Origin of the sequence: Rothia sp. HMSC072B03 (assembly GCF_001809565.1) — a bacterium.
Lineage (GTDB): Bacteria > Actinomycetota > Actinomycetes > Actinomycetales > Micrococcaceae > Rothia > Rothia mucilaginosa_A.
Genome location: NZ_KV797969.1, coordinates 561132 through 583320, shown reverse-complemented (window position 1 = coordinate 583320; position 22189 = coordinate 561132). Strand labels below are relative to the sequence as shown.

Annotated in this window: 19 protein-coding genes and 1 other RNA gene; 2 read left to right on the top strand and 18 right to left on the bottom strand. The window is 59.8% G+C overall.

Features of this window, described 5'->3' with window-relative positions:
• Positions 1 to 14: 14 nt before the first annotated feature.
• A complete protein-coding gene (locus HMPREF2630_RS05810; protein ID WP_070483842.1) occupies positions 15 to 956 on the top strand; it encodes an inositol monophosphatase family protein in 942 nt (313 codons plus the stop codon).
• A 104-nt stretch (positions 957 to 1060) separates the two neighbouring features.
• Here HMPREF2630_RS05810 and HMPREF2630_RS05805 read toward each other — a convergent pair whose 3' ends face one another.
• The 18 genes from HMPREF2630_RS05805 to glf all read right to left on the bottom strand — a co-directional run bounded on the left by HMPREF2630_RS05805 (position 1061) and on the right by glf (position 17239).
• Complete coding sequence (locus HMPREF2630_RS05805) at positions 1061 to 1711, bottom strand: hypothetical protein (RefSeq protein WP_070483840.1); 651 nt, start codon at positions 1709 to 1711, stop codon at positions 1061 to 1063.
• A gap of 798 nt (positions 1712 to 2509) precedes the next feature.
• Positions 2510 to 2689 (bottom strand): hypothetical protein, encoded by a 180-nt coding sequence (locus tag HMPREF2630_RS05800; RefSeq protein WP_049344022.1) that lies wholly within the window; start codon positions 2687 to 2689, stop codon positions 2510 to 2512.
• 256 nt (positions 2690 to 2945) lie between these two features.
• Positions 2946 to 3318, bottom strand: a transfer-messenger RNA (tmRNA) gene (ssrA, locus tag HMPREF2630_RS05795).
• Positions 3319 to 3576: 258 nt separating this feature from the next.
• A complete protein-coding gene (locus tag HMPREF2630_RS05790; RefSeq protein ID WP_049344020.1) occupies positions 3577 to 4320 on the bottom strand; it encodes a DUF4190 domain-containing protein in 744 nt (247 codons plus the stop codon).
• Positions 4321 to 4533: 213 nt separating this feature from the next.
• Complete coding sequence (locus HMPREF2630_RS05785) at positions 4534 to 4995, bottom strand: DUF4190 domain-containing protein (protein ID WP_049344017.1); 462 nt, start codon at positions 4993 to 4995, stop codon at positions 4534 to 4536.
• A gap of 145 nt (positions 4996 to 5140) precedes the next feature.
• A complete protein-coding gene (smpB, locus tag HMPREF2630_RS05780; protein ID WP_005508591.1) occupies positions 5141 to 5635 on the bottom strand; it encodes an SsrA-binding protein SmpB in 495 nt (164 codons plus the stop codon).
• Between the two features lie 18 nt (positions 5636 to 5653).
• Entirely contained in the window at positions 5654 to 6781 is a 1128-nt protein-coding gene (gene prfB, locus HMPREF2630_RS05775) for a peptide chain release factor 2 (protein ID WP_049344015.1), read from the bottom strand.
• A gap of 261 nt (positions 6782 to 7042) precedes the next feature.
• Positions 7043 to 7636: a pilus assembly protein TadG-related protein gene (locus HMPREF2630_RS05770; RefSeq protein WP_083298895.1), complete on the bottom strand. Its 594-nt coding sequence runs from the start codon at positions 7634 to 7636 to the stop codon at positions 7043 to 7045.
• Positions 7599 to 8120, bottom strand: a complete 522-nt coding sequence (locus tag HMPREF2630_RS05765) for a pilus assembly protein TadE (RefSeq protein ID WP_070483838.1) — start codon at positions 8118 to 8120, stop codon at positions 7599 to 7601. The genes HMPREF2630_RS05770 and HMPREF2630_RS05765 overlap by 38 nt, the downstream gene beginning before the upstream one ends.
• The gene (locus HMPREF2630_RS05760) at positions 8086 to 8541 is read right to left on the bottom strand and encodes a TadE family protein (protein WP_070483836.1); all 456 of its coding nucleotides are present in this window, start codon (positions 8539 to 8541) and stop codon (positions 8086 to 8088) included. The genes HMPREF2630_RS05765 and HMPREF2630_RS05760 overlap by 35 nt, the downstream gene beginning before the upstream one ends.
• Positions 8541 to 8768: a hypothetical protein gene (locus HMPREF2630_RS05755; RefSeq protein WP_070483835.1), complete on the bottom strand. Its 228-nt coding sequence runs from the start codon at positions 8766 to 8768 to the stop codon at positions 8541 to 8543. Before HMPREF2630_RS05755 ends, HMPREF2630_RS05760 begins: the two co-directional genes overlap by 1 nt.
• Positions 8769 to 8876: 108 nt before the next feature.
• Entirely contained in the window at positions 8877 to 9809 is a 933-nt protein-coding gene (locus HMPREF2630_RS05750; RefSeq protein ID WP_070483832.1) for a type II secretion system F family protein, read from the bottom strand.
• Positions 9806 to 10660: a type II secretion system F family protein gene (locus HMPREF2630_RS05745; RefSeq protein WP_070483830.1), complete on the bottom strand. Its 855-nt coding sequence runs from the start codon at positions 10658 to 10660 to the stop codon at positions 9806 to 9808. Before HMPREF2630_RS05745 ends, HMPREF2630_RS05750 begins: the two co-directional genes overlap by 4 nt.
• Positions 10660 to 11922 carry a TadA family conjugal transfer-associated ATPase gene (locus HMPREF2630_RS05740; RefSeq protein WP_049333322.1) on the bottom strand — a complete coding sequence of 421 codons (1263 nt, stop codon included), beginning with the start codon at positions 11920 to 11922 and terminating at the stop codon, positions 10660 to 10662. Before HMPREF2630_RS05740 ends, HMPREF2630_RS05745 begins: the two co-directional genes overlap by 1 nt.
• A 464-nt stretch (positions 11923 to 12386) precedes the next feature.
• A complete protein-coding gene (locus HMPREF2630_RS05735; RefSeq protein ID WP_049345391.1) occupies positions 12387 to 13160 on the bottom strand; it encodes an ABC transporter ATP-binding protein in 774 nt (257 codons plus the stop codon).
• Between the two features lie 4 nt (positions 13161 to 13164).
• Positions 13165 to 14046: an ABC transporter permease gene (locus tag HMPREF2630_RS05730; RefSeq protein WP_049333323.1), complete on the bottom strand. Its 882-nt coding sequence runs from the start codon at positions 14044 to 14046 to the stop codon at positions 13165 to 13167.
• Positions 14043 to 16049, bottom strand: a complete 2007-nt coding sequence (locus tag HMPREF2630_RS05725) for a glycosyltransferase (protein ID WP_049343999.1) — start codon at positions 16047 to 16049, stop codon at positions 14043 to 14045. The genes HMPREF2630_RS05730 and HMPREF2630_RS05725 overlap by 4 nt, the downstream gene beginning before the upstream one ends.
• Positions 16050 to 16051: 2 nt before the next feature.
• Positions 16052 to 17239 (bottom strand): UDP-galactopyranose mutase, encoded by a 1188-nt coding sequence (glf, locus tag HMPREF2630_RS05720; protein WP_070483828.1) that lies wholly within the window; start codon positions 17237 to 17239, stop codon positions 16052 to 16054.
• 1195 nt (positions 17240 to 18434) lie between these two features.
• On the opposite strand from glf, the gene HMPREF2630_RS05715 reads away from it, so the two are divergent.
• Positions 18435 to 22172, top strand: coding sequence for an FtsK/SpoIIIE domain-containing protein (locus HMPREF2630_RS05715; RefSeq protein ID WP_246822757.1), 3738 nt, complete (start codon positions 18435 to 18437; stop codon positions 22170 to 22172).
• The last annotated feature ends 17 nt before the right edge of the window (positions 22173 to 22189 follow it).

Below are 22189 nucleotides of genomic sequence, written 5' to 3'. Positions count from 1 at the left end.
AGAGCCAACCAACCATGAGCCGTACCCCGCTGTACACCGACGACCTGCGTCTCGCGCACATTTTGGCCGATAGCGTGGACCGGGTCAGCTCCGCCCGTTTCCGTGACCGTCCCGCATACTCCCCCGCGGAGGACAGCCCCGCTATCTCCGAAGAGGAGCAGAAGCCCGCTGAGTCCGCGCCCCTGGCACCCTGGCAACGTGCCGCGCAGCGGAGTGCCGAGCACGAACCGGTCGTGCCGGAGGCACCCGCCGATTATGCGCTGGAGGTTGCTCTAGAAGTTGAGGAGTTGTTGCGGGCTCAGCTGTCGAGGGTCCGCACCCGCGACGGCATCGCCGGCGAACACGCGGGCCACAACGGCCAGGCGGCGCGCCAGTGGGTTATTGCGCCCCTCGCGGAGCTGGATAACTTCCGCCGCGGCGTTCCCGTGTGGGCCACCCTCATCGCTCTGCTGGACCAGGGTGAGCCTGTGGTGGGCGTGGTCTCCGCCCCGTCGCTGGGCCGTCGCTGGTGGGCCGCTCGCGGTTCTGGTGCGTACACGGGCAAGTCGCTCGCGCAGGCGACTCGCCTTCAGGTTTCTGAGGTGACGCAGCTCGATCTTCTCTCCGTAGCGTACACGGATATCGCCTCGTGGGAGCAGGCTGGCTCCTCCGTCCCGAACCTCACCCCGCGCCTGCTGCACCTGCTACGCTCCGCAAGCCGTTCCCGCGCCTACGGGTCCTTCTGGTCGGCGTGTCTGCTCGCCGAGGGGGCCGTGGATACCGTGGTGGATCCGGCCCTTTCCTTCTTCGAGGTGGCGGCTCTCCTCCCGATCATCCGTGAGGCCGGCGGCGTTGCCTCTACCCTCGAGGGCAACCTGCCCGAGCACGCCGGTACGTCCGAGACGGTATCGTTGGTGGCCAGTAATACCGCAGCGGTTCAGGAACAGGTCCTCCAAATCCTTAACACGGAGGGTTAGGCCTCCTTCTCCCGCCGGACTTATCTCGCCGGAGCCGCGCATATGACAAAGGCGGCGGCACCCCAATACGGGGTGCCGCCGCCTTCCTGCGTTATATCGCTTTCTTAGAGAGCGACGAATAGAACGCCCAGCAAGGCCAGAATGCTCAGGCCTGCAAGGACATAGGCGAAGATATTGAAGGTGTTCATCTTCGAGGTGTACTTGGTGACGTGGCCGCTATTGACCTGCGCGGAATAGATGGCCAGCCAGATAGCAATACCGGCGGGAATCAGGCCCGTCAGGAATAGACCGACGACCGAGGTCGAGTCGTAGGCTAGCGAGCTGGAACGGTAGCCGCGGCTACTCATCTCACTCATCTCGAGGGCACGCAGGCCCACAACCATCCAGGCGTAGATGGTGAGCGCCAGGGCTCCCAGGCCGGAGCAGAAGGCGCCGATGGAGTAGTAGTAGCCGGGGCCACGGAAATCGCCGGTGGCGTCGCCGTAGGGGCGGCGGTGTTCTTCGGGGACGGTGTACTCGGCCGGGATACGATGGTAGGTATCGTCACGCTCGGGGTACGCGGCGGGTGCGATAGCCACTCCCGCGGGTGCACCGGGCTGACCGTTCGGAGCACCGTAGGCGGGCTGGAAGGAGGGAGCTGCGCCGGGTCCTCCAGGCTGAGCCTGCGAAGCGCCGTAGGGAGCGCTATTGTTCGATGCCGTGGCGAATCCGCCCTGGGCGCCGCCGGAAGCGGGGGTGGGGTTCTGGTTATCCATGGTGTGTCCTTATTCGGGTGTCGCCGAGCTCCGGTGCGTGACGGTACGCTCCGAGTGCCCCCGGCAACGTGGGTATCCATTGGCTCTCTATCGTTCATCATACGGCTACGAAGGCTCAAGCGTCGCGGCGTCGGAACAATATCTACCCTTTGATACTACGTCATGAGTTCTCTTTACGTCTTCTTACGTGACGTTCTCGTTACGATACGGTCGCACGTTCGCCCCGCAGCGGGTATAAAAATACCCGGCAGGTGCTCAAACGAGCGCCTGCCGGGTGGTAGAAACCTACCGCGGTTCTTCCTCTTAGAAACTTCTAAGCGATGTTTTACTTACTAGGTCCCTTAGGGAACTTTGAATCACTCTCAAGCATCCTTCTGACTACAAAAGTGACCAAAAGACCTCCTAAAATTGCACCTAGAATTGATACTGGATTAAAGAACTCCCCGTCTCTGGCAAATGAGATAATCACCCAGAACACCGGAACAATAGTGAGAAAAAATCCTAGTGTAAATATATTCTTCGTACGCATTGGACCTCTCCCAGGTTAAAGAGTGAGAGTGCAGGACGCTGCTGCAACAGCTAGCGCAGCGGCAATTACTGCCGGACCTCCAATGGCTTTTCCAAAACCACCAACAAATGCTGGCCCTAAAGCTCTTGCAATCGTGGAAGCAGCTAGCCCCCAATTCCAAGCAGAAATTGCGGTTGTGTTTGCATTCCCACGTCATATAGTGACGTATCTTACGTCACTACTCAGCAGTCTATCAGAGAGTCTCGCCAGATGTAACACGCAAATTTACATTACATGAAAAATATGCTTCTTCTGTCATACACACTCTCAGTGGCGGGTCCACTGCCGCATCTAATCGCCAGGTCGAGGCCCATGATAGTGGCCACCACACCGTCGATCTTCTCGGTGGATTTTTCTTTGTCGGGTTTGATGATCCCGGCAGGGTCGGTGCGGATGAAGATGTTGTCCATCTAAACCTTTCGACGCCAGCCCATACTTTTTGACGTCAGCCCAAACCTTTTGACGCCCAACCCACTTACAATGCGGTCACCTGAGTACCCTCGGGCACGCCGGTACATCCCAGAACAGACCGACAATTGGGCATAAAAATACCCGGCAGGTGACGCCGTGGGGCGTCCTGCCGGGTGGTAGAAACCTACCGCGGTTCTTCCTCTGGATTGGAACCAAGTACCGCCCGTTCCCCAAGGGGTACGGGCGGATGGGAGATCGTGGAGATGCGGGGAATCGAACCCCGGTCCGATGTGGCGTCAACGGGGCTTCTCCGTGCGCAGTTTATGCGAACGCTACTTTTCGGCTCCGGTACTTGCATAAACACATATACCGACGAGCCTAGTCACGTAAAAGTCCCGCCAGCCCCCGCGACGAGGGCTAGCAGCAGTGGCCTTTTAAGTCGATGCCGGTAACTGAGCCAAAGGCATGCTCAGGCCGACAGACGGCAACTCGTGCTTAGGCAGCGAGTGCGAAGTCAGTGCGCTTAGATTCTGCACTTAATTTTTTGCAGAGGGCGTTAACGAGATAACCCTGCATCCTCGGCACGCTTCACCCGTCTCAACTCACATCGTCGAAACCGATCATCCCCCTATGCTTTTATCAAAAAGCCCACCGTCCTCTGAAAGTTTTCCTCAGCGTACCTAGACGCTGTGGTGCCATTCAAACACGGTAGAGATTCAGTATATCTGAGGCACCCGAACGGGCGCAAGTCCCTCGATGCTTCCCCCGACGACGTGCACGCGCTGAGTATCAGTCTCCAAATACAAAGGAGGAGGGGTGGAGCCTCAGAAAATCTGAGACTCCGCCCCTCCCCTAACGCGCTCGTCAGGTGGCGTTCTAAAGTTTATTAACGTGCCGGGACGGTCATCAGGTCGTCCGGATCGTCACCAATCTGGCAGACCGCGTGGCCGTGACCGTCGCTAGTACCAACCTCGGCGCACTTCTGCATGGTCTGGAAGGTAAAGATATAGACAAAGACCATAATGAGGCCGAAGATAAAGGCCAGAGCACCTGTAATGATACCGGTAATTGCGAAGCCCTGACCCGCGCCGGCAGCCTTGGTCTGCTTCAGCGAGATGATACCCAGAACAACGGCAGCGATGCCAAAGAGCAGGCCGATTGCGAAGAAGCCGGTCAGAAGACCAACAATACCGAGAATCATCGAGGTGATAGCCAGAGCCGGGGTCTTCTTCGATGCCTGGTAGGGGTAGTTGCCCTGCTGGCCGTAGTTGTAGAGATCCTGGCCGGGCTGCTGGTAGGAGTTCTGCTGGTACTGGTAGTTGTTGTACTCACCCGGCTGGCCCTGCTGGGGGTAACCCTGGCCGTACTGGGAAGACTGCTGAGCCGAGGAGTCCTGGCCGTACTGGCCGAACTGGTTCTGGCTCTCCTGACCGTACGAGGACTGGTTGTAGGAGTTCTGGCCATACGAGTTCTGGCCGTAGGAACCCTGAGCGGACGAATCCTGACCGTACGAGGACTGATTGTAGGAGGACTGGCCGTACGCGTCGTTCTGCTGGGAAGAAGCAGGCTGCTGAGCAGCATAGGGGTTCTGCGCGTTCCCCTGGGGGTTTCCGTAGTTATTCTCAGACATCTGTCATTCTTTCTTTCACAGTTGCAGTGAACAGTTTCATCTCGCTCAACGCGCTACGTAGCGCCAAGCCTTACCCACAATTATATAAACAAGCCGCTCTTTGACCACATATCACGCAATTTTTTCATCAGGAGAGCCGTCACGCCCTCCATCCAGCCAATATGCTTCGGAGCCAGTGCGCGCTATCCCCGTGAGGAGGCAGCACCGTCTGCCCTAGAAACGGCTCAGGTTCTTGTACTCCGAGGGGCTCAGGGTCTGCTCGTGACCGCCCAGGGTGCACACGTAACCACCATCGGACGTCTCGTGACCGTTGTTGATGCACTCCTGACCCATCATGGCGTTCAGCACGATGACCGCGATGGTCACCGCGGCCACCACGAAGCTCACGACACCGGTCACGATACCGCCAATCGCCAGGCCCTTACCGGAAGCAGCGCCTCGACGCACCTGAACCAGCGCAACAATGCCCAGCACGATACCGGCCAGGCCGAGAGCAACACCGTAGATAAAAATACCGGTCAGAATACCCAAAATGCCGCATACCAAGGAGGCGATAGCCAGCCCCGAGCCCGGCTTCTGTTCCGCAGCAGAGTGCGAGGTGCGCTCCGCAGCATCCTGCACCGGCGCGGAAGCGGCGTCTTCGGGCAACGGCTGAACGTTCGAGGACTCAGACATATCGGTCTCCTTACATAGATATAGTTTGTGGCGGCGCACGACGGAGCTTGGAATTGTAGGCAACATCCGGTCGGCGCACTATCCACCTACCATTATAGGTAGGGGCGCCCACCCTTCCCGAGGGAGAAGAGCGATGCGCCAGTCCCTAGCCGAGGTTGCGGTAACGCATCGCGCGGCGCGCCTCCAGGTCATCCTGACGCTCACGCAAAGCCTGACGCTTATCGTACTCACGCTTACCGGTCGCCAAAGCAATCTCAACCTTCGCACGACCATTCGAGAAGTACAGCTTCAACGGAACCACCGTGTAACCGGTCTCCTTCAACTTCTGCGCCAACTTATTAATCTCAGAACGATGCAGCAGCAGCTTACGGCGACGACGAGCCGCATGGTTCGTCCACGTACCGTAACCATACTCCGCAATATGAATACCCTCGAGCCACAACTCGTTATCGGTCACCTGGCAGAAACCATCCACAATGGACGCCCCACCATCACGCAGAGACTTCACCTCAGTACCCAGCAGAACAATACCCGCCTCATAGGTATCCACAATGTTGTAGTTGTGGCGAGCCTTTTTATTCTGGGCAATAATCGCGTTATTCGGGTCTTTCTTTGCGTCTTTCTTCTTTTTCTGAGCCATTACTCAATCCTTCACGTCTTAGCTGTCTTCAGCCGCGCGCCCCGAAGCACGCCAGCGAATCCCAGCATCAATAAAAGCGTTCAAACCGCCATCCAGCACGTTCGAGGTATTACCTTCTTCGTACCCGGTGCGCAGATCCTTCACCATCTGGTACGGGTGCAGCACGTAGGAGCGCATCTGATCGCCCCAGCTCGCCTTGATATCGCCGGCAAGCTCCTTCTTCTTCGCGTCTTCCTGTTCTTTACGCAGCAACAGCAGGCGGGACTGCAGCACGCGCAGGGCCGCCGCACGGTTCTGCAGCTGCGACTTCTCATTCTGCATCGACACCACAATACCGGTCGGCAGGTGAGTCATACGCACCGCCGAATCCGTCGTGTTCACCGACTGACCGCCCGGGCCCGACGAGCGGAACACGTCCACCTTAATCTCAGACTCGGGAATCTCAATAGCATCCGTCTGCTCAATCAGAGGAATCACCTCAACCGCAGCAAACGAGGTCTGGCGGCGTCCCTGATTATCGAACGGCGAAATACGCACCAGGCGGTGAGTACCCGCCTCCACCGACAGACGGCCAAAAGCGTACGGCGCGTTCACCTCGAAGGTCACCGACTTCAGGCCCGCCTCCTCAGCGTAGGAGGTGTCCAGAACCTTCGTCGGGTAGCCGTTCTTCTCCGCCCAACGCAGGTACATGCGCAGCAGCATCTCCGCGAAATCAGCGGCGTCCACGCCACCAGCGCCCGAACGGATCGTCACCACAGCCTCACGCTGATCGTACTCACCGGAGAGGAGGACCAAAACCTCCAGCTCTTCCAGCTTGGCGCGAATCTGGCCGCATTCCTCCTGAGCATCTGCCAGTAGTTCGGCGGCGGTCTCAGCATCCTCGGCCTCGGCAAGCTCCACCATCACCTCAACATCGTCAATGCGAGAGGACAGCGAGCGCAGACGATTCAGCTCCGACTGCTTGTAGGAGAGGGCACTCGTCACCTTCTGGGCATGCTCAACATCATCCCACAAATCGGGGGCGGCGGCCTGTTCGGACAGCTCCTCAATGGCGCGCTCAATCCCCTCGATGTCGCTCACTGCGGCAATCGAGGCAAAGATAGCGCGAAGCTCTTTAATCTCAGCGGAAAAATCGAAGGATGCCATAGCTTTTAACACTATCGCGAAACGGCCAGAAAGTCCCGCCGTTACAGCCCCCAACAGCCCACAGCGCAGAAGGATAAGGCAGGCAGAGGGCAGAACCCGCGCAGCGAAGACCTAAAAAGGGCATAAAACGAGGGCGCATCCGCTAGCCGTTACACTACCTTGCGGATGCGCCCTCGCAGTCTAGGAGGCTCACAACACGCCAATAAGCGAGTGAGCCGATATACCCGTCGCCGATACGCCCGTGCGCCGTTGATGGACGCACTAATCAGTGGACGGGCCCTGGCTCGTCTTCAAACGCGACGAACCGTGAGCGGTTACCTCAATACCATCAGGCACCAGAATCGACAGTAGCGGCGGACGAATACGAGCCGACAGGTACACATGCACACTCTGGTCAGAATCCACAGACACGTTCTCCAGACGTAGCGCCTGAAAATCCTGCCCCGGCTGAACCTCAGCCAGGTACGCACTCGCATACTCCCACGCCGCCGAACCACTCGCCTCATCCGGAGTGCGCATCGTGCGGGTAATCGAGTTCGCCTGAGCGTCCGCCATATCCTGCAGATGCTGAGTCTGCAGATACGCGCCCGTAATCGCCACCGTCACCGAACCGATGAGCAGAAGCAACGCGAGCATGCCCACAATCAGCGGGGCAATACTGCCCTCTTCCGGGCCCGAAGCGATCGGGTCAGCGGCGAGCGCCCGGCTCTGCGCACGGGCACGAACCTGTAGATGGGCACGACGGTATGTGTTAGCGTAGCGCTCCCGCACAGAGGAAAGCAGGCGAGCGGGCGAGAACAGATGAGCGGGCGAACCATTAGGAATCAGCATGACCAGACCCCCAACTCGTCGCATGAGAACTCACCGGAATCACGCCGCCACCCATAAACGAAGGCAGAAGCGGCAAACGCGCCTGAACCGTCACCGTGGCGTACGCCTTCGTACCCGAGACGCACTCCCCCGACGCACAGCTCAACGACACGCTCACATCGGAAGGCTCAACCCCGTAATCCGCGGCAGCATGCACCGCCAGACGCTGAGCCAAATCCGGGCCAACCGATGAATCCTGCGGCTGCTCCTGCACATACAGCACCACCTGGGCGCTCGCAGCATGAGCCGCCATCACCGAAGACTGCAAGCTAAAAATCGTCAGAATGCCGTAGAGCACCGGGATGAGCAGAGTAATACCCAAACCCAGGAACTCCACAATGGCGCTGCCCTCTTCAGAGTCGTGTTGCTCAGAAAGAGGCCGATCAGAGCGGCTCTTCAGGCGTTCCTTCACCCGCTGCCGAAGCGAAAAGTCGCTAATCACCGGAACGATGCTCCGCATAAATCGCATGCCCCTTCACCTCAATAGAATCCGGAAAACCCCACGGACCCAGCACCGGCAACGGCGACTTCACCGTCACCTCCAAAGTGCGCACACCCGTAGAATCACTACTCTGACGGTACGAAATATTCTCAGCATACGAAGACGGAAGAGTCCCCTCAATCATCTGACGGGTACGCTCCATGCCCTCCTGCGGAGTGCGGTCACGCATCGTACCGTACCGTGCCCCAGCCGCCGCAGCATCCACCAACATGGTTCGTGCATACAGGGCGAAAGAAACCTGCAGAATCGCCATGGTCAGCAACACCAACAGCGCACCGACCATGACGAATTCCGTGCTGGCGTCACCGCGCTCGCTCTCCTCCACAGAATATTCCGCGGAGGATAGCTCAGCGGCAGTCAGCTCAGAAGCGATGCGGGGCTTACGCATTACTGGTGAACCAGAGCAATCGCGTCGTTGAACATCTTGGTCAGAGCGGGCTGAGCAATCGCCAGGATAGCGGCAACCAGCACGGCGCTCATCATGGTAATCATGACCCAGCCGGGCACGTCGCCGCGCTCGGGATCATCCTGCTTGTTCTTCAGGCGCAGAGCCAGCACGGATGCGATAGCCAGGGCAATCAGCACGGTGAGGGTGGTGCGGAAACGATGGAACATGATTTTCTCCTTCTATCAAAGGGTGTAGTGTGTGGTTGGTGCGGCGCGCCGGGCAATCAGCCCAGCCCACCGCGGTGCAGCCGGTACGGTGTGTACCCGCCGCAAAATCTAAAAGTTCAAACGCATGAGCGACAGGCCCGGGAAGACCGCAAAAATTACGGTCAGCGGCAGGATGAAAAACACCACCGGGGCGAGCATCGCAATCTCCTTCTTACCGGCTGTTTCCATCAGCTCACGCTTAGCGTTATCGCGCACATCCTGAGCCTGCGCACGCAACACATCAGCCAGAGGGGTACCGCGCTCAATCGCAACAGCAATACCCTCAACGAAGCGGCTCAACGCCGGAACGCGAGTACGCTCCGCAAACTCCTGCAGCGCGCTCAGTAGCGAAACGCCGGTGCGGGTCTGCGCCAAAATCTCAGAAAACTCACGAGCCAACTCGCCGCGAGAGGTCAAACAGATACGTTCCAAAGCCGCCAGCGCCGACTCGCCTGCCGTCACCGACAGCGCCATCATCTCCGCCAGCGCCGGGAACTCAGCAACCAGCTGCTTCTCACGCTTAGTCACCGCCTCACCCAGCCACCAGTCACGTGCCAGAAAGCCGCTCAAACCGCTCACCAGCACCAGCACAAGAGCCACCAGGATGGAGAAACGCTCCTGCACCACGCCAATGACGGTCAAGGCACTCATGACGGTCACACCGGCAAGAGCCCACAGCAGCTGCTCAGCACGAAACGCGCTCACACTCTGCGAAGAACCAGCACGACGCAGACGCTCCTGCACCGAACTATCACTCAGCGACGAGCCGCTCAACGACGAAGACAGCGAACGCAGAAGCGGCGCACAGAACGCCGAAATCGCCTCCAGCAGGCTCGGCTCACGGCGCTCCTGCTCCTTCAACAGCGACTCACGCAGAGTCTCACCGCGAAGCTGCGATGCCACGCGATCGGCGAAGGAAACGCTTCGAGTATTCAGAACCGACGAAAGAATCAGGCCCAGGCCGGCCGCCAGCAACAGGGCAAACACAATGGGAAGGTTCATCCGAAGACCCTCCGTTCGCGCGGAAGCTCACCGATGCGAAGCATCAGACGATAGGCGGCCAGCGAAACCGTCGCCCCGGCCATCATGAGCACGGCCCCGGCAAAGGAGTTGTACACCATGCGCGCCGCCGGCTGCGTAGCCATCAGGCAGAGCACGAACCAGGGGGCCACGCACGAGAGCCGGGCCGCATTCACTGTCCAGGATTGGCGAGCCAGAAGCTCCGAGCGGGTGCGGGCATTATCGCGCAGAAAATCGCTGAGCGTGCCCAGCAGCTTGCCCAGGTCAGAGCCTCCCACCTCGCGAGCAATCTTCAACGCCTCGATGATGGTGTCCGCAACCGGGTCCGAGAGGTATTCCTTCAGACGGTTCAGCGAGGGCACGAACTCGCCCGAGGCGCGATAGTCACGCGAAAAGTGGGCGAAGGCATCACGCAGCTCTTCCGGGCCGCGGTACGAAAGCTGAATCAGCGCCTCCGGCAGGGACAAACCCGCACGAATCGCCGAACGCAGGTGGTCGACGGCATCCGGCCACAGCTGCCAGATGCGTGCATCCGCGGCACGGGCGCGATGATTCACCACCACGCGAGGGGCCACCAGCCCGGCGATAAACCCGAGCACGCCCAGGGCCACCAACTGGCTAACCAGCAGAAGCAGCAGGGACAGGGCGACGGCGCTCGCAAGGCTCACCCAGGTGAAGGTTCGAGGGGTCAGCGTGTGCATCCCGGCTTTGCGCAACGCCACGACCAGCGCGGGGTCGGCGGCCTCGCGGACCGGTTTTTGCCCCTCCGGAAAACAGGAGAGGTACACCAGGCACACGCCGATGCCCAGAATTAGGCTGAGGAAAAGCGGCATCACTGCCCCGCTTTCGCGAGGGCCAGCACCTGTTCGGGACGATGTCCCGCACGTACCCAGCGTTCGGCGTTCGGCAGTTCCAGGGCCACGCAGACCATGCGCCCATCACGTCGCACAAATAGCGGCGACATCTCAATCACCCCGTCCTCGACACGACCGCCGAGCATGCTAATCTCCTCGACCCGGCGCTGCCCGCGGGTATCGCGGCCGCAGTGAACCACGATGTCAAAGCACGAGGCCACGGTGGGCACCACGAATGAGGAGGAGATATTCTCGCCCGCCAGTAGCGGCAGGGTGCAAATCTTTGTCACGGCGTCGCGTGCCGAGTTCGCGTGAATCGTGCACATGCCGGGCAGACCCGCGTTGAGCGCAATCAGCATGTCCAGAGATTCTGCCTCGCGTACCTCGCCAATGAGGATGCGGTCCGGGCGCATACGCAGGGCTTCCTTGACCAGGCGGCGCAACTCGATGGCGCCGGTACCCTCAAGGTTCGGCTGGCGGCATTGCATGCCCACCACGTCTCGCAGCGGCACGGATAGCTCAAAAATCTCTTCACAGGTGACCACGCGTTCCCGCGGCGGAATCGATGCAGATAGGCAATTGAGCATCGTGGTCTTGCCCGACTGGGTTGCACCCGAGACGAGGATATTCATGCCGCTCTCCACCGCCGCGTGCAGCAGGGACGCCGCGCCGGCGCTCAGGGAGTTCATGCGGACCAGATCGGGCAGGCGGCGGGCCCGCACCACGAACTTACGGATATTGATGCTCGTGTGCCTGCGGGTGATATCCGGGATTACCGCGTGCAGGCGGGAGCCATCCGGCAGGGAAGCATCCACGAAGGGAGAGGAAAGGTCCAGGCGACGGCCCGAGGGCTTGAGCATACGCTCCAGCAGGCTGTTGATGGCCCGGGGGCTCAGATGCAGGCCGGTGAGCTCGCTTTCGCCGTTGCGCGCGATGAAGATTTCATCGGGCGAGTTAATCCAGATCTCCTCAACGCTCTCATCATCGAGGAAGGGCTGGATGACCCCGAAACCGCAGATTTCATCGTGGAGCCGCTGGATGACGACGCTCCGCTCCCCCACATCGGGCAGGGAGACGCGGGTGCGCTTCTGCTCATATTCATCCAAACATTCACCGATGAGCGCGCGTACGGCATCCCGGTCCTCTCGAGGGTCCAGGTTGCGACGGCGCATGGCCTTGCGAATGTTCTCCTCAAGTAGAGCCAGGTGTTCCATTTTGGTATTCGGAACGGTGTTCTCCATTGAAATAATCCGATGCTGCGGTGTGTGGTGGCGTTACATGCAACTTTGCGACTGTAACCTATTACTTCCATCATCCTAGCCACAGGGCATCAAATTTATCAAAACTATATATTTCGCTACTTAATATTTACAGGTGTAGTTTTTCGATATTTTCTATCGTGATATGTGCCATTTCTACGCGGGGAATACCCGGATCAGTACAAACGCCCTAGTCAATCGCCACAAGTATTCTTCTCCGCCCTTGGGAGGTAGCTTGCAGCATCTAGCGCCCAGCCCATCTTCCTACCACGAATACGTGCGTAACATTTGGTGCTTTATCCACACCGCGGATTTGGCCAGGACCATCCGCGCTGTCCCTCACGAGCCGATAACCCCGCAACGAAAGAGCGCAGTGACAGGGCACGGCAAAGGGGCGTGCACTCCCCTCACGGGAATACACGCCCCTTCACCATGACGCTTAGCGTTTAGTCACCGCCGCGAATTACCTTCACGGCCTCCTTAATCGGGCCGTCGAATCGAAGGTTACCGTGTTCCAGCACCACGCCGCGGTCACAAATCTTAGACACCAAATCCAGGTCGTGGCTCACCACGGCAAGAGTCTTACCAGCCGAGCACAGCTCCTGAATCTTCGCAATACACTTCTTCTGGAAGGGCTCGTCGCCCACCGCAAGAATCTCATCCACCAGGAAGATATCCGGGCTTGTGTGCACGGCAACCGAGAACGCCAGACGCAGGTACATACCCGAAGAGTAGAACTTCACCTCGGTATCGATAAAGTCGTGAATCTCAGCGAAATCCACAATCGAATCGAAGGAAGCCTCAATCTCATCCTTGGTCATACCCAAAATCGCGCCGTTGAGGTACACGTTATCGCGGCCGGTCAAATCCGGGTGGAAACCAGCGCCCACCTCAATCAGACCCGCAATATTGCCGCGAGTAAGAACCTCACCCTCGTCGGCGCGCATCACGCCAGAAATCATCTTCAGCAACGTGGACTTACCCGAGCCGTTCAGACCCAGAAGAGCCACACGCTCACCCTGACGAATATCCAGGCTCACGCCGTTGAGCGCATTGAACTTCTCCGAAAGATCACCCTTGCGGCCCTTAATCAGCCACACAAAAGCTTCCTTCATCGAACGGGTGTGGCGCAGAACGAAGCGCTTCACCAAATTCTCCACGTGAATCACCACGGGAGCGTCCGGGCTCACCGGCGGGAACTCAAGCTTCTTAATATCCACAGAATCAGAGCTCCTGGGCGAAGTTGCCCTCAAACTTACGGAAGAGCAAATCACCAATCAAAACGGTCAGCAGAGAAATACCAATGGCAATCGGAGTCCAGAAGCTGAAGAGATGCGGAACCACCTGCGAAGCAGGAAGCGCCAAATCCTCAGGACGGAGCGTCGGATGCCAGAAGCCATAGTGGAACAGCTCCACCGCAACGGTCAGCGGGTTAATCATGAACACGTTGAACACCCACGGGTAGAGAGTGTCACGCACCATGGTCCAGGAGTACAGCACCGGCGAGAACCAGGTAGCCACCATCAGCAGCATGTCCACAATGTTCTCCGAATCTCGGAAGAACACGTTAGCCACACCGAAAATCAGACCCAGACCATAGGACAGCAGCATCACGATGAGCATGCCCGCCAGAATCGACCCGAAAGCCAACGCGGACGGATGCCAACCCACCGCAAAACACGCCAGGAGCATGACCACAATCTGCGGCACAAAATGCACCAGAGCCACCCACACCGTCGACAGCGAGAACAACTCACGCGGCAGGTAAATCTTGCGAATCAGAGCGCTGTTAACCACCATGGCGCGAGCACCATTGCCGAACCCCTCCGAGAAGAAGTTAATGGCAATCATGCCCGAGAATAGGTACACCGCATAGTTGTGCATACCGCGTTCCAGGCCAAGGAAAAGACCCATGGCAATGTAGAACACCAGGAACTGCACACCCGGCTTAATGTACGACCACAAAATACCCAGCACCGAGCCGCGGTAGCGGACCTGGATTTCCTTATCGACCAGCAGTCGAAGCAGGTAGCGATTCTTCATCGCATCCAGAATGCCGCGGCCGCGACCGGGCGCCTTCAGGGGAACAGACTTCAAATCGCTCATCGGGTCAGCTCAGAATCCGTATGCTCAGCAAAGGTCTTAGCCCACGCATCGTAGGAGGCAACCTCTGCGGCCTTCGAACGGTACAGGTCGCGCAGCTTCTCCCAGCCGGTCACCAGCTGAGCGTGCAGCTTCGCGGCGTGAATTAGCTTCGACTTCAGCTGCTCGGGGTCACGACGGTACCAGAAGAGACCGGTACCCTCAGCGTTCGTGGCCAGAGCCGAGTCGAACTTCGACAGGGTCCACCAGTTGGTTTCACCGTAGTTCAGCTGAATCTGCGGATGCGCCTTCGCTTCTTCGCTCACGGGCTTGAAGAGCTGGCGACCCACGGTCTTCGCGGTCCACGAAGCAAGCTTCTTGTAGCCGGGGGATGCGAAGGAGCGGCGACCGCGGAACGGCGGCTTCTTCGACTGGATAGCCGGGAAGTCGTCCACGTTCGGCTTCACCTGAGACTCCGGGTACTCCTTAGCCATCGCGCGAATCACCGGCAGACGCTTCGAGAGCGAGGGGTGCAGGTGATCGGGGCCCGACAGCAGGTCCTCGAGAGCCAGCAGACGGCCGGCCTCGGTGTAGTACTGCATCGACAGGGTGTGCTTGACGTCAAGGAACAGCGAATCCAGCAGCACGCGGCCACCCTTGTCGAAGGGAGAGTGCAACAGGGCCGTGATGAGACGGTTACGCTCGTGGTAGTAAGCCTGCCAGCCGACGGAATCGTCCTTATCGGTCCAGGACACGTGCCACACGCCGGCGCCGGGGAAGGACACGGTCGCGAAGCCCGCGGCCTTAGCGCGCAGGCCGTACTCGGCGTCGTCCCACTTCAGGAACAGCGGCAGGGACAGGCCGATCTCCTTGATGACCGCGGTCGGGATGAGGCACATCCACCAGCCGTTGTAGTCCACATCCACGCGGCGGTGCAGCCACGGGGTGTTACGCAGGTTGTGGTGGCCCAGGTTGTGGCCCATTGCCATGTCTTCGTGCGGCTTAGCGTAGAAGTTACGCCACGGATCCACGACCTCACCGAACGCGTGCAGGACCGAGCGGTCGAACATGTCAAACATGTGTGCGCCCACGATGGTGGGCTCCTTGCAGTAGTTTGCGAAGGTCACCATGCGCAGAATCGACTCGGGCTCAACGATAACGTCGTCATCCAGCAGCAGCACGTAGTCGGAGCCGTTGTTCACGGCCTCGAACATGCCGCGCGAGAAGCCGCCGGAACCGCCCAGGTTGCCCTGATTAATGATGCGGAACTTGCCCGCCAGAGGCTTGACGACCTCTTCGAAGTCCTCGTGGTCCTGAACCTTCTGGGTGCCCTGGTCGACAATCAGGAACTCGTGCACGGCATCGAAAATCTCGGGGCTCTCGCCCAGCGCACGAATGTTGTTGATGCAGTACTCCACCTTGTTCATGGTGGTAATCTGCACGGTTGCCTGGCCGGCCTTCACGTCGGCGCGGGGCTCGATATCGCCCAGCCAATTTGCCTCGACCAGCTCGAGGTCGGTGGTACCTGACAGGTCGAACCAGTACCAGCCACCGTCACCGAAGGGTGCCAGGGGCATCGTGAAGGTGGTGGTCTCCTCGCCGGAGAGCAGCTTGGCGTCCACACGCTGGATCACGCCACGGCCGTTGGACTTGTACACAATGACCATGCCCTCGCCACGGGTCTGAACGCTCAGGGTGACCTTCTTCAGGTCGGTCCAGCGGCGCCAGTACGAAGCGGGGAAAGCGTTGAAATAGGTACCGAACGACAGGCTCTGGCCCGCGCTCACGGTGATGGAGCGGCGGCTGTTCAAGCTGTTCGCGGCATCACGGTTCGCGCTAGCGTTCGATACAGACTGACCGGAGGTGTTCATCGCCTCCGCGATGGAGGTCGAGGCGTCGCCGTCGATACGGGTGGGCAGCTGAACGCCGGTTGCAACGCCCGCATCCACGTAGAGGGGCACGACGTCGGTCTCAACCGCGCTCGGGAAAATGACCCGCTGCAGAGTCTTCAAAGTCTGAGTAGCCATAACTATGCGTCCACACCACCGGATTCGATCTTGGCACCGTCGGTGAAGTGCGGGCGGATCTTGTTGTCAAACATCGACAGTGCCGAGGCGATGGCCATGTGCATGTCCAGGTACTTGTAGGTACCCAGGCGGCCACCGAACAGCACGTTATCCTCACCCTTAGCCAGGTCGCGGTAAGCCAGCAGCTTCTCGCGATCCACGGCAGTGTTCACCGGGTAGTAGGGCTCGTCACCCTTGTTAGCGAAGCGGGAGAACTCACGCATAATGACGGTTGCGTCCTTGGTGTAGTCACGCTCCGGGTGGAAGTGACGGAACTCGTGGATACGAGTGAAGGGGACGTCAGCATCGGGGTAGTTCATCACGGAGCAGCCCTGGAAGTCCTCAATCGGCAGAACTTCTTCTTCCAGGTCGATGGTGCGCCAGGACAGATCGCCCTCGGCGTAGTCGAAGTAGCGGTCCACCGGGCCGGTGTAAACCACGGGAATCTGGCCGAGCACGTTCTCGCGGGAGTACTCGTGGCCGGGCTCGAAGAAATCGGTGTTCAGGTGAACCTCGATATTCGGGTGTGCGGCCATGCGCTCCAGCCAAGCGGCGTAGCCGTCGACCGGCAGGCCCTCGTACTTATCGTTGAAGTAGCGGTTGTCGTAGGTATAACGCACCGGCAGACGGGAAATGATGGATGCGGGCAGCTCCTCCGGCGGGGTCTGCCACTGCTTTGCGGTGTAGTGCTTGATGAAGGCCTCGTACAGGGGGCGACCAATCAGGGAGATGCCCTTATCGTTGAGGTTCTGCGGGTCGGTACCAGCCAGCTCGCCAGCCTGCTCAGCAATCAGCACCTTTGCCTCTGCCGGCGAGTAGGCGGCGTTGAAGAACTGGTTGATGGTACCGAGGTTAATCGGCATGGGGTACACGATGCCGTTGTGGCGGGTGTACACGCGGTGCACATAGTTCGTGAAGTCGGTGAAGCGGTTCACATACTCCCACACGCGCTCGTTGGAGGTGTGGAACAGGTGAGCGCCGTAGCGGTGCACCTCAATGCCGGTCTGCTTCTCCTTCTCGCTGTATGCGTTACCGCCAATGTGGGAGCGACGGTCCAGCAGAGCGACTTTCAGGCCCAGCTCGGTGGCGGCCTGTTCTGCGATGGTCAGGCCGAAGAGGCCCGATCCGACAACTACGAGGTCAGCAGTCAATGTTTTCTCCTGTATTATCACGGCGCCCCGACCCCTATCGGGGCTGGTTTTCGCCTTCCAGACCGGGCATTTCCCCGCTGGTTCGGGGAGGGCACGATCCGCGTGGGCGGGGCACACCTTGCCCCTCCCACGATGGATATAGTCATACTCTAAGATACCCGCTTATCAACTGGTCCGCATACTTATGACATGATTTTCGGTACTTTTGGGAACTAGTTTTTGCGCTATTGGTCGTTGGGTTCCGGATGGACATGAACGGGATTAGCACGCATCTGAAGATTTTTATTTGCCGTTCAGGATAAGAGCTTCGGAAGCTGCGCGAAACAGGGCGGGAAATTATTTACGCGTAAATATTCACTTGAGGGGCAGACAAGCCCACTACCCAGAAGAGACCATTCAAGGAATGGTGTGCGCACCCGCCGACCGTATGCGCACAAGCCGCGCACCGGGGTCGATCGCGAAAATCACCCCGGGTAGCCTTTCAAGCAAATATGCAGTATCCACAGAATTTGAGATATTTAGATAACAAAAACGCATTATTCGAATATTTATGTCATCTTAAATGGCATATATTGAGCATTAATTCACTATGGGTTTACCTATAGGCATGACTCTCTATTTTCTTGACCGCGCCAAAACCTCCGCAGAACGCCCCTACCCTCGCGTCGTGCGGGTCGAAGGTGAACCGGGTAGGGCCGAAAGCATGACGCTGGCCCGGGCAGAAAAACGCCTGGAGCACGATTTGGCCGCCGCTCTACAAGAACAAAACGCAAGCGGTAAGAAGCATCTGAGCCTGCCTACACGGGGCGAACGCTCCAGAGAAGAGGAAAATACCACCGGTGCGGGCAACAGCGGGCGGGCCATCAGCCTTCTCTGCGTTCTGCGCGGCCCGGACGCCGGCAAGTCCTTCCCGATTCTCCGCGGGGACACCACGCTGGGCAGGTCCCCGCGCGGACGACGAGGAAAAGCCGGGCACGTGCATCTGCGAGACCCCTTCCTACGAGGGGTTCACGGAACCTTCCGCGCCGATAGCTCGGGTGTGCTGTGGCGCCCGGTGAATACTCCCGCGCGTAAAATCCGGAGAACTCGGGACGATGGGGCACGGCCGGTTGTCTGGGACGAGCCCTTCCTTCTGGGATCGTCCCTTTGCGTTCTTCGAGACCCCGGCGTTTCAGGCCCGATTCCTTCCAACCGTGTGGCGTCTTCCGTTTCCAAGGGCGGTGCCGACAAGTTTCAGGGTTCCCTAGCAGACTCCCCCGACGGCAATCCGTTTGAACCCGTCACGGTCAACCCGGCCCAGCCTCGAAAGCTCAAGCAGATTCTACTCAGCGTTTGCCTGCCGATTCTCGTGGGCCTGGCCATTGCGCTGCTGACCGGGCTGTGGTTTCTGCTTCTCATGTCGGCGGCCTCTTCCCTGCTCATGCTCCTGCACTTCTTTGGAAGCCGAGCCGAAAACCGTGCGGGCCGCGCAATGACCCGCACGGCGGCCGAACGAGAGGAGCAACGGGCCTTGAATCTACCCACCGCCGCGGATCTGGCGTTCGCCGCAACCTCCCCCGCCCTTCTCGCGTTCCCCGCTCACCCCGGCATCGTGCTCGGATGCGGCCCTCGGCTGCCCTACCTGCGTGGACGTAACCTTACGCTCGCCTCACTACCCAGGCTCCAGAGGGCACCCCACTACGTTCCCTTACCCGCCGGTGCGCTCGGGCACCTTCTTTCGCTCGACGAGGGGCACCTGCGCGCCTATCTCGTTCAGCTGGTCGCCGGTTATCCGGGAAGTATCTCAATCCTGCTCGGCCCTCCTGCGAGCGCCGAACAGGAGCGAATCAACGCGCTCCTGCAAACTCTCGCCGTGGTGCCCCGGGTTAGCGTGTACTCTCAGCGCTCCGAGACCGCCCCCGAGGAAAGGCAGGCTCTTCACGATGCCCTGCACGACGAACTTTCCGCGCAGATCCCTCCCCTGTTGATTATGTCGGAGGACGCGTGCGATATTTACGCTCCGCTCGTGCGCACGCTCCAGGCTGAGGCGGCGTCCGTCGAAGCCGCAACACGGAATGGCTCGCGGGCTCCCAAAGAGTCGAGGGGCGCATCGGCGGCTCTGTGCATCGTCGCCGATCCGAAGGATGGTACGCGATCGTCATCCGGTCGTACGGTCTGCGAGTCTCTCTTCGCCGCGGGGTGGCTCGAGTGCGTCAGCGAGGGTAGCCACCGTCATTCCATCCGCTATGCGGCACGGCACTACTCGAAGCCTCCGGAGCAGCCCAGCGAAGGAGTAGTACAGGTGCACCCCCTCCTCCTCGATGACCTATGCCTGCACGCCGATGGGCTGAGCGTCGAGGCATTTATCCAAGCTCTAGACCACCTCTATCTAGTTGAGGAGGGGCCGAGGACGGGCAAGATCAGCGACGCGCAGGTGCACCAATTCGCGCATCGGTTCTCCTCCCTATCGGAGGCGAAAAATGGCAGGGGCGAAGGCGGGGTTGACCTATCTGCCGAGAGGCTTAAGGAACGGTGGTCGAAGGGGCTTTACGCCGAAGACATCCGCTGCTACCTGGGGGTTTCGCAGGCGGGCTCGTTTTCGCTCGGCCTTTCGGAACACGGGCCCCACTGGCTGCTTGGCGGCACCACCGGTGCCGGCAAATCCCAGCTGCTACGTTCCCTGGTGCTGAGCGCCGCCCTGGCCTACCCGCCCGAGCGTCTCGGGTTGATTCTGGTGGATTTTAAGGGCTCCGCGGGCCTGGGCCCCCTCGCCGAGCTGCCCCATACTCTGAGCATCTTGAGCAATTTCGATGTTTCCGCGGTTGAGCGCGCCCTAGAGTTCTTGAGGGCAGACGTCCGTCGAAGGGAAACCAATCTACAGGCTGCAGGGGTCAATTCTTACCGCGACTATTTGGCGGGTTGCCGAGCGCAAGGTGTACTCCCCCGTTACCCCGAGCTGCTCATCGTCGTTGATGAGTTCCGCATGCTGATTGATTCCATGCCCGATGCGATGACGGAGCTCATGCGCATCGCAACGATTGGCCGCTCCCTGGGGCTGCACCTGATTCTTGCTACGCAGCGTCCCCAGGGCACGATTTCACAGGATATCCGCGCCAATATCGCCACGAGTATCTGCCTGCGCGTGGCCAGCGCACAAGATTCCTACAACCTGTTGGAGCACGAAGCGGCCGCCTATATCTCGGCTGCTCAGCCCGGGGCCGGGTACGTTCGTCTGCCGGATGGACGTTCCCTCTCGTTCCGCGCTCCTCTCACGGACCGAGTTCCCTCCGAGGTGCAGGCGATTCCTCCGAAGGTCTTTTCGCTCGAGCCCGAAGGTTGGAGGTGCATCAACGTTACGGAGGAATCGCCGAGGGAAGGCTACGGAGAGGATGAGTGCCTCACCCGGTCTATTAGAGAAACCTTCCGCGCCGTAGCGGGGTCTCACGGCGCCTCATATCTGCACGGTGCTCCCGGCACCAAGCCCCGCAAGGGTGAGCAGGAAGAGTACTGCCCCATCCCCGAGGAGCTTCCCGAATCTCTATCCCTGTCACTTCCGGCCGAGGAGACGGAGCGAGGGAACCGGTATCTGCTGGGAGAACTGGAGATTGCCCGCTACGGTGTTCGTGGCCGGTACAGGTGGAACGGCGGACAAACGCTGGGGCTTCTGGCGCAGAGCGCGGAACGTATACCGTTTCTTCTGGGCCTGCTCGCCCAGGCGATATCCGCCAAAGTCCCAGTGGTTCTGCTGACCTCCGATGGCTCCCTCCAGCGGGACTTGGAGCCCTATTCTCCGTTCCTTGAGGTGCTCGTGGGGCCGCAAGAACTCCAGCATCTGCGTTTCTGCCTTGAGGAGCTGAGAGAACAGCGCCTGCACGCCGAAAGCGAGGGACACCGCCCACTCATCATCGTGGACGGCTTGGACGGATGGTTGGATGCGCTCATCCGCCATCCTGATACGGAGCATCTACTCTACGATGTACTCTCGCAAGGCTACCGGCGCGGCTACTCGGTGCTGTTCACCTCTGCACTGAGCCCGAGGGGACGCTTCGGCACGGTCGCGCACTCCACTCTGCTGAGCCGCCGCTTCCTTGATACCGACCTGATGCGTTCGGCCAGCCGCGACTACCCGGTCCCGTCCCAGGGTCACTACTGTGTCGAGGGGAGCATCAACGAGGAATTTATCGGGGATCAGCCGCTTACCGCCTCGGTGTTGGCACCGTGCGCGCTATCCCTCCGAGACTTTGAGACGTATACCCGCTCAACTGCGAGCGCATCCGCTCAGGCAGGCACCCTGTTACGCCAGTTCCCGGAGTATTTCCGCATGCCCGCGGAGGAGTATATTCGCGTAGCTCAAAAGACCTGCAACCCTCGGGGTGAGCAGCTTCTCGTGGGTTTCAACCGCCGCCGTCTTCCCGGGTGGCTGAGCGCCGGGCGGGGAAGCATCATTCCCGTTCCGGGTGCCCGGTCGACGGGTAAGAGCACGCTGCTCGAGAGCGTCCGCCAGCTCAACCCGCATCTGGAGGCGCTCTGCATCGAGGGAGGCAATAGTTCCAGGCCGTTCACGGAGGAAATGGTACGTTCCCTGCTGAGCGATGTGAAGCATCCCGCCCAGACTCTGCTACTCGTCGATGATTTGCAGTACCTTTCGGCCGGAGTGCAGAACGTTCTGCTGGAGCGCCGCGGGGCCTTCCGCGCGGTCTTCGTGACCTACACACCCTGGCCGAGGCGGGCCTCCTCCCCGCTGCTTTCGGCGCTTATGGGATGCTCGCGTGCGATTCTGCTCGCGCCCGCGACCCTGGCGGAGGCCGATATCTGCACCGTTACGGCGCTTCCGGCGGATCGTTTCACGCGAGGCGAGCAACCGGCCGGGCGCGCGGTAGCGGTGGACGGCAGCTCCGTTGAAGCGATACAGGTTCCGCTACCGAGGGTCCTCGACGCTCATCCCATTGCGTAGAGACAATCCGGAGATAG

What these genes read in the sequence shown, in the direction of transcription:
- HMPREF2630_RS05810 (WP_070483842.1), top strand. Translation starts at nt 15, where the DNA reads ATGAGCCGTACCCCGCTGTACACCGACGACCTGCGTCTCGCGCACATT.
- HMPREF2630_RS05805 (WP_070483840.1), bottom strand. Translation starts at nt 1,711, where the DNA reads ATGGATAACCAGAACCCCACCCCCGCTTCCGGCGGCGCCCAGGGCGGA.
- HMPREF2630_RS05800 (WP_049344022.1), bottom strand. Translation starts at nt 2,689, where the DNA reads ATGGACAACATCTTCATCCGCACCGACCCTGCCGGGATCATCAAACCC.
- HMPREF2630_RS05790 (WP_049344020.1), bottom strand. Translation starts at nt 4,320, where the DNA reads ATGTCTGAGAATAACTACGGAAACCCCCAGGGGAACGCGCAGAACCCC.
- HMPREF2630_RS05785 (WP_049344017.1), bottom strand. Translation starts at nt 4,995, where the DNA reads ATGTCTGAGTCCTCGAACGTTCAGCCGTTGCCCGAAGACGCCGCTTCC.
- smpB (WP_005508591.1), bottom strand. Translation starts at nt 5,635, where the DNA reads ATGGCTCAGAAAAAGAAGAAAGACGCAAAGAAAGACCCGAATAACGCG.
- prfB (WP_049344015.1), bottom strand. Translation starts at nt 6,781, where the DNA reads ATGGCATCCTTCGATTTTTCCGCTGAGATTAAAGAGCTTCGCGCTATC.
- HMPREF2630_RS05770 (WP_083298895.1), bottom strand. Translation starts at nt 7,636, where the DNA reads ATGCGACGAGTTGGGGGTCTGGTCATGCTGATTCCTAATGGTTCGCCC.
- HMPREF2630_RS05765 (WP_070483838.1), bottom strand. Translation starts at nt 8,120, where the DNA reads ATGCGATTTATGCGGAGCATCGTTCCGGTGATTAGCGACTTTTCGCTT.
- HMPREF2630_RS05760 (WP_070483836.1), bottom strand. Translation starts at nt 8,541, where the DNA reads ATGCGTAAGCCCCGCATCGCTTCTGAGCTGACTGCCGCTGAGCTATCC.
- HMPREF2630_RS05755 (WP_070483835.1), bottom strand. Translation starts at nt 8,768, where the DNA reads ATGTTCCATCGTTTCCGCACCACCCTCACCGTGCTGATTGCCCTGGCT.
- HMPREF2630_RS05750 (WP_070483832.1), bottom strand. Translation starts at nt 9,809, where the DNA reads ATGAACCTTCCCATTGTGTTTGCCCTGTTGCTGGCGGCCGGCCTGGGC.
- HMPREF2630_RS05745 (WP_070483830.1), bottom strand. Translation starts at nt 10,660, where the DNA reads ATGCCGCTTTTCCTCAGCCTAATTCTGGGCATCGGCGTGTGCCTGGTG.
- HMPREF2630_RS05740 (WP_049333322.1), bottom strand. Translation starts at nt 11,922, where the DNA reads ATGGAGAACACCGTTCCGAATACCAAAATGGAACACCTGGCTCTACTT.
- HMPREF2630_RS05730 (WP_049333323.1), bottom strand. Translation starts at nt 14,046, where the DNA reads ATGAGCGATTTGAAGTCTGTTCCCCTGAAGGCGCCCGGTCGCGGCCGC.
- HMPREF2630_RS05725 (WP_049343999.1), bottom strand. Translation starts at nt 16,049, where the DNA reads ATGGCTACTCAGACTTTGAAGACTCTGCAGCGGGTCATTTTCCCGAGC.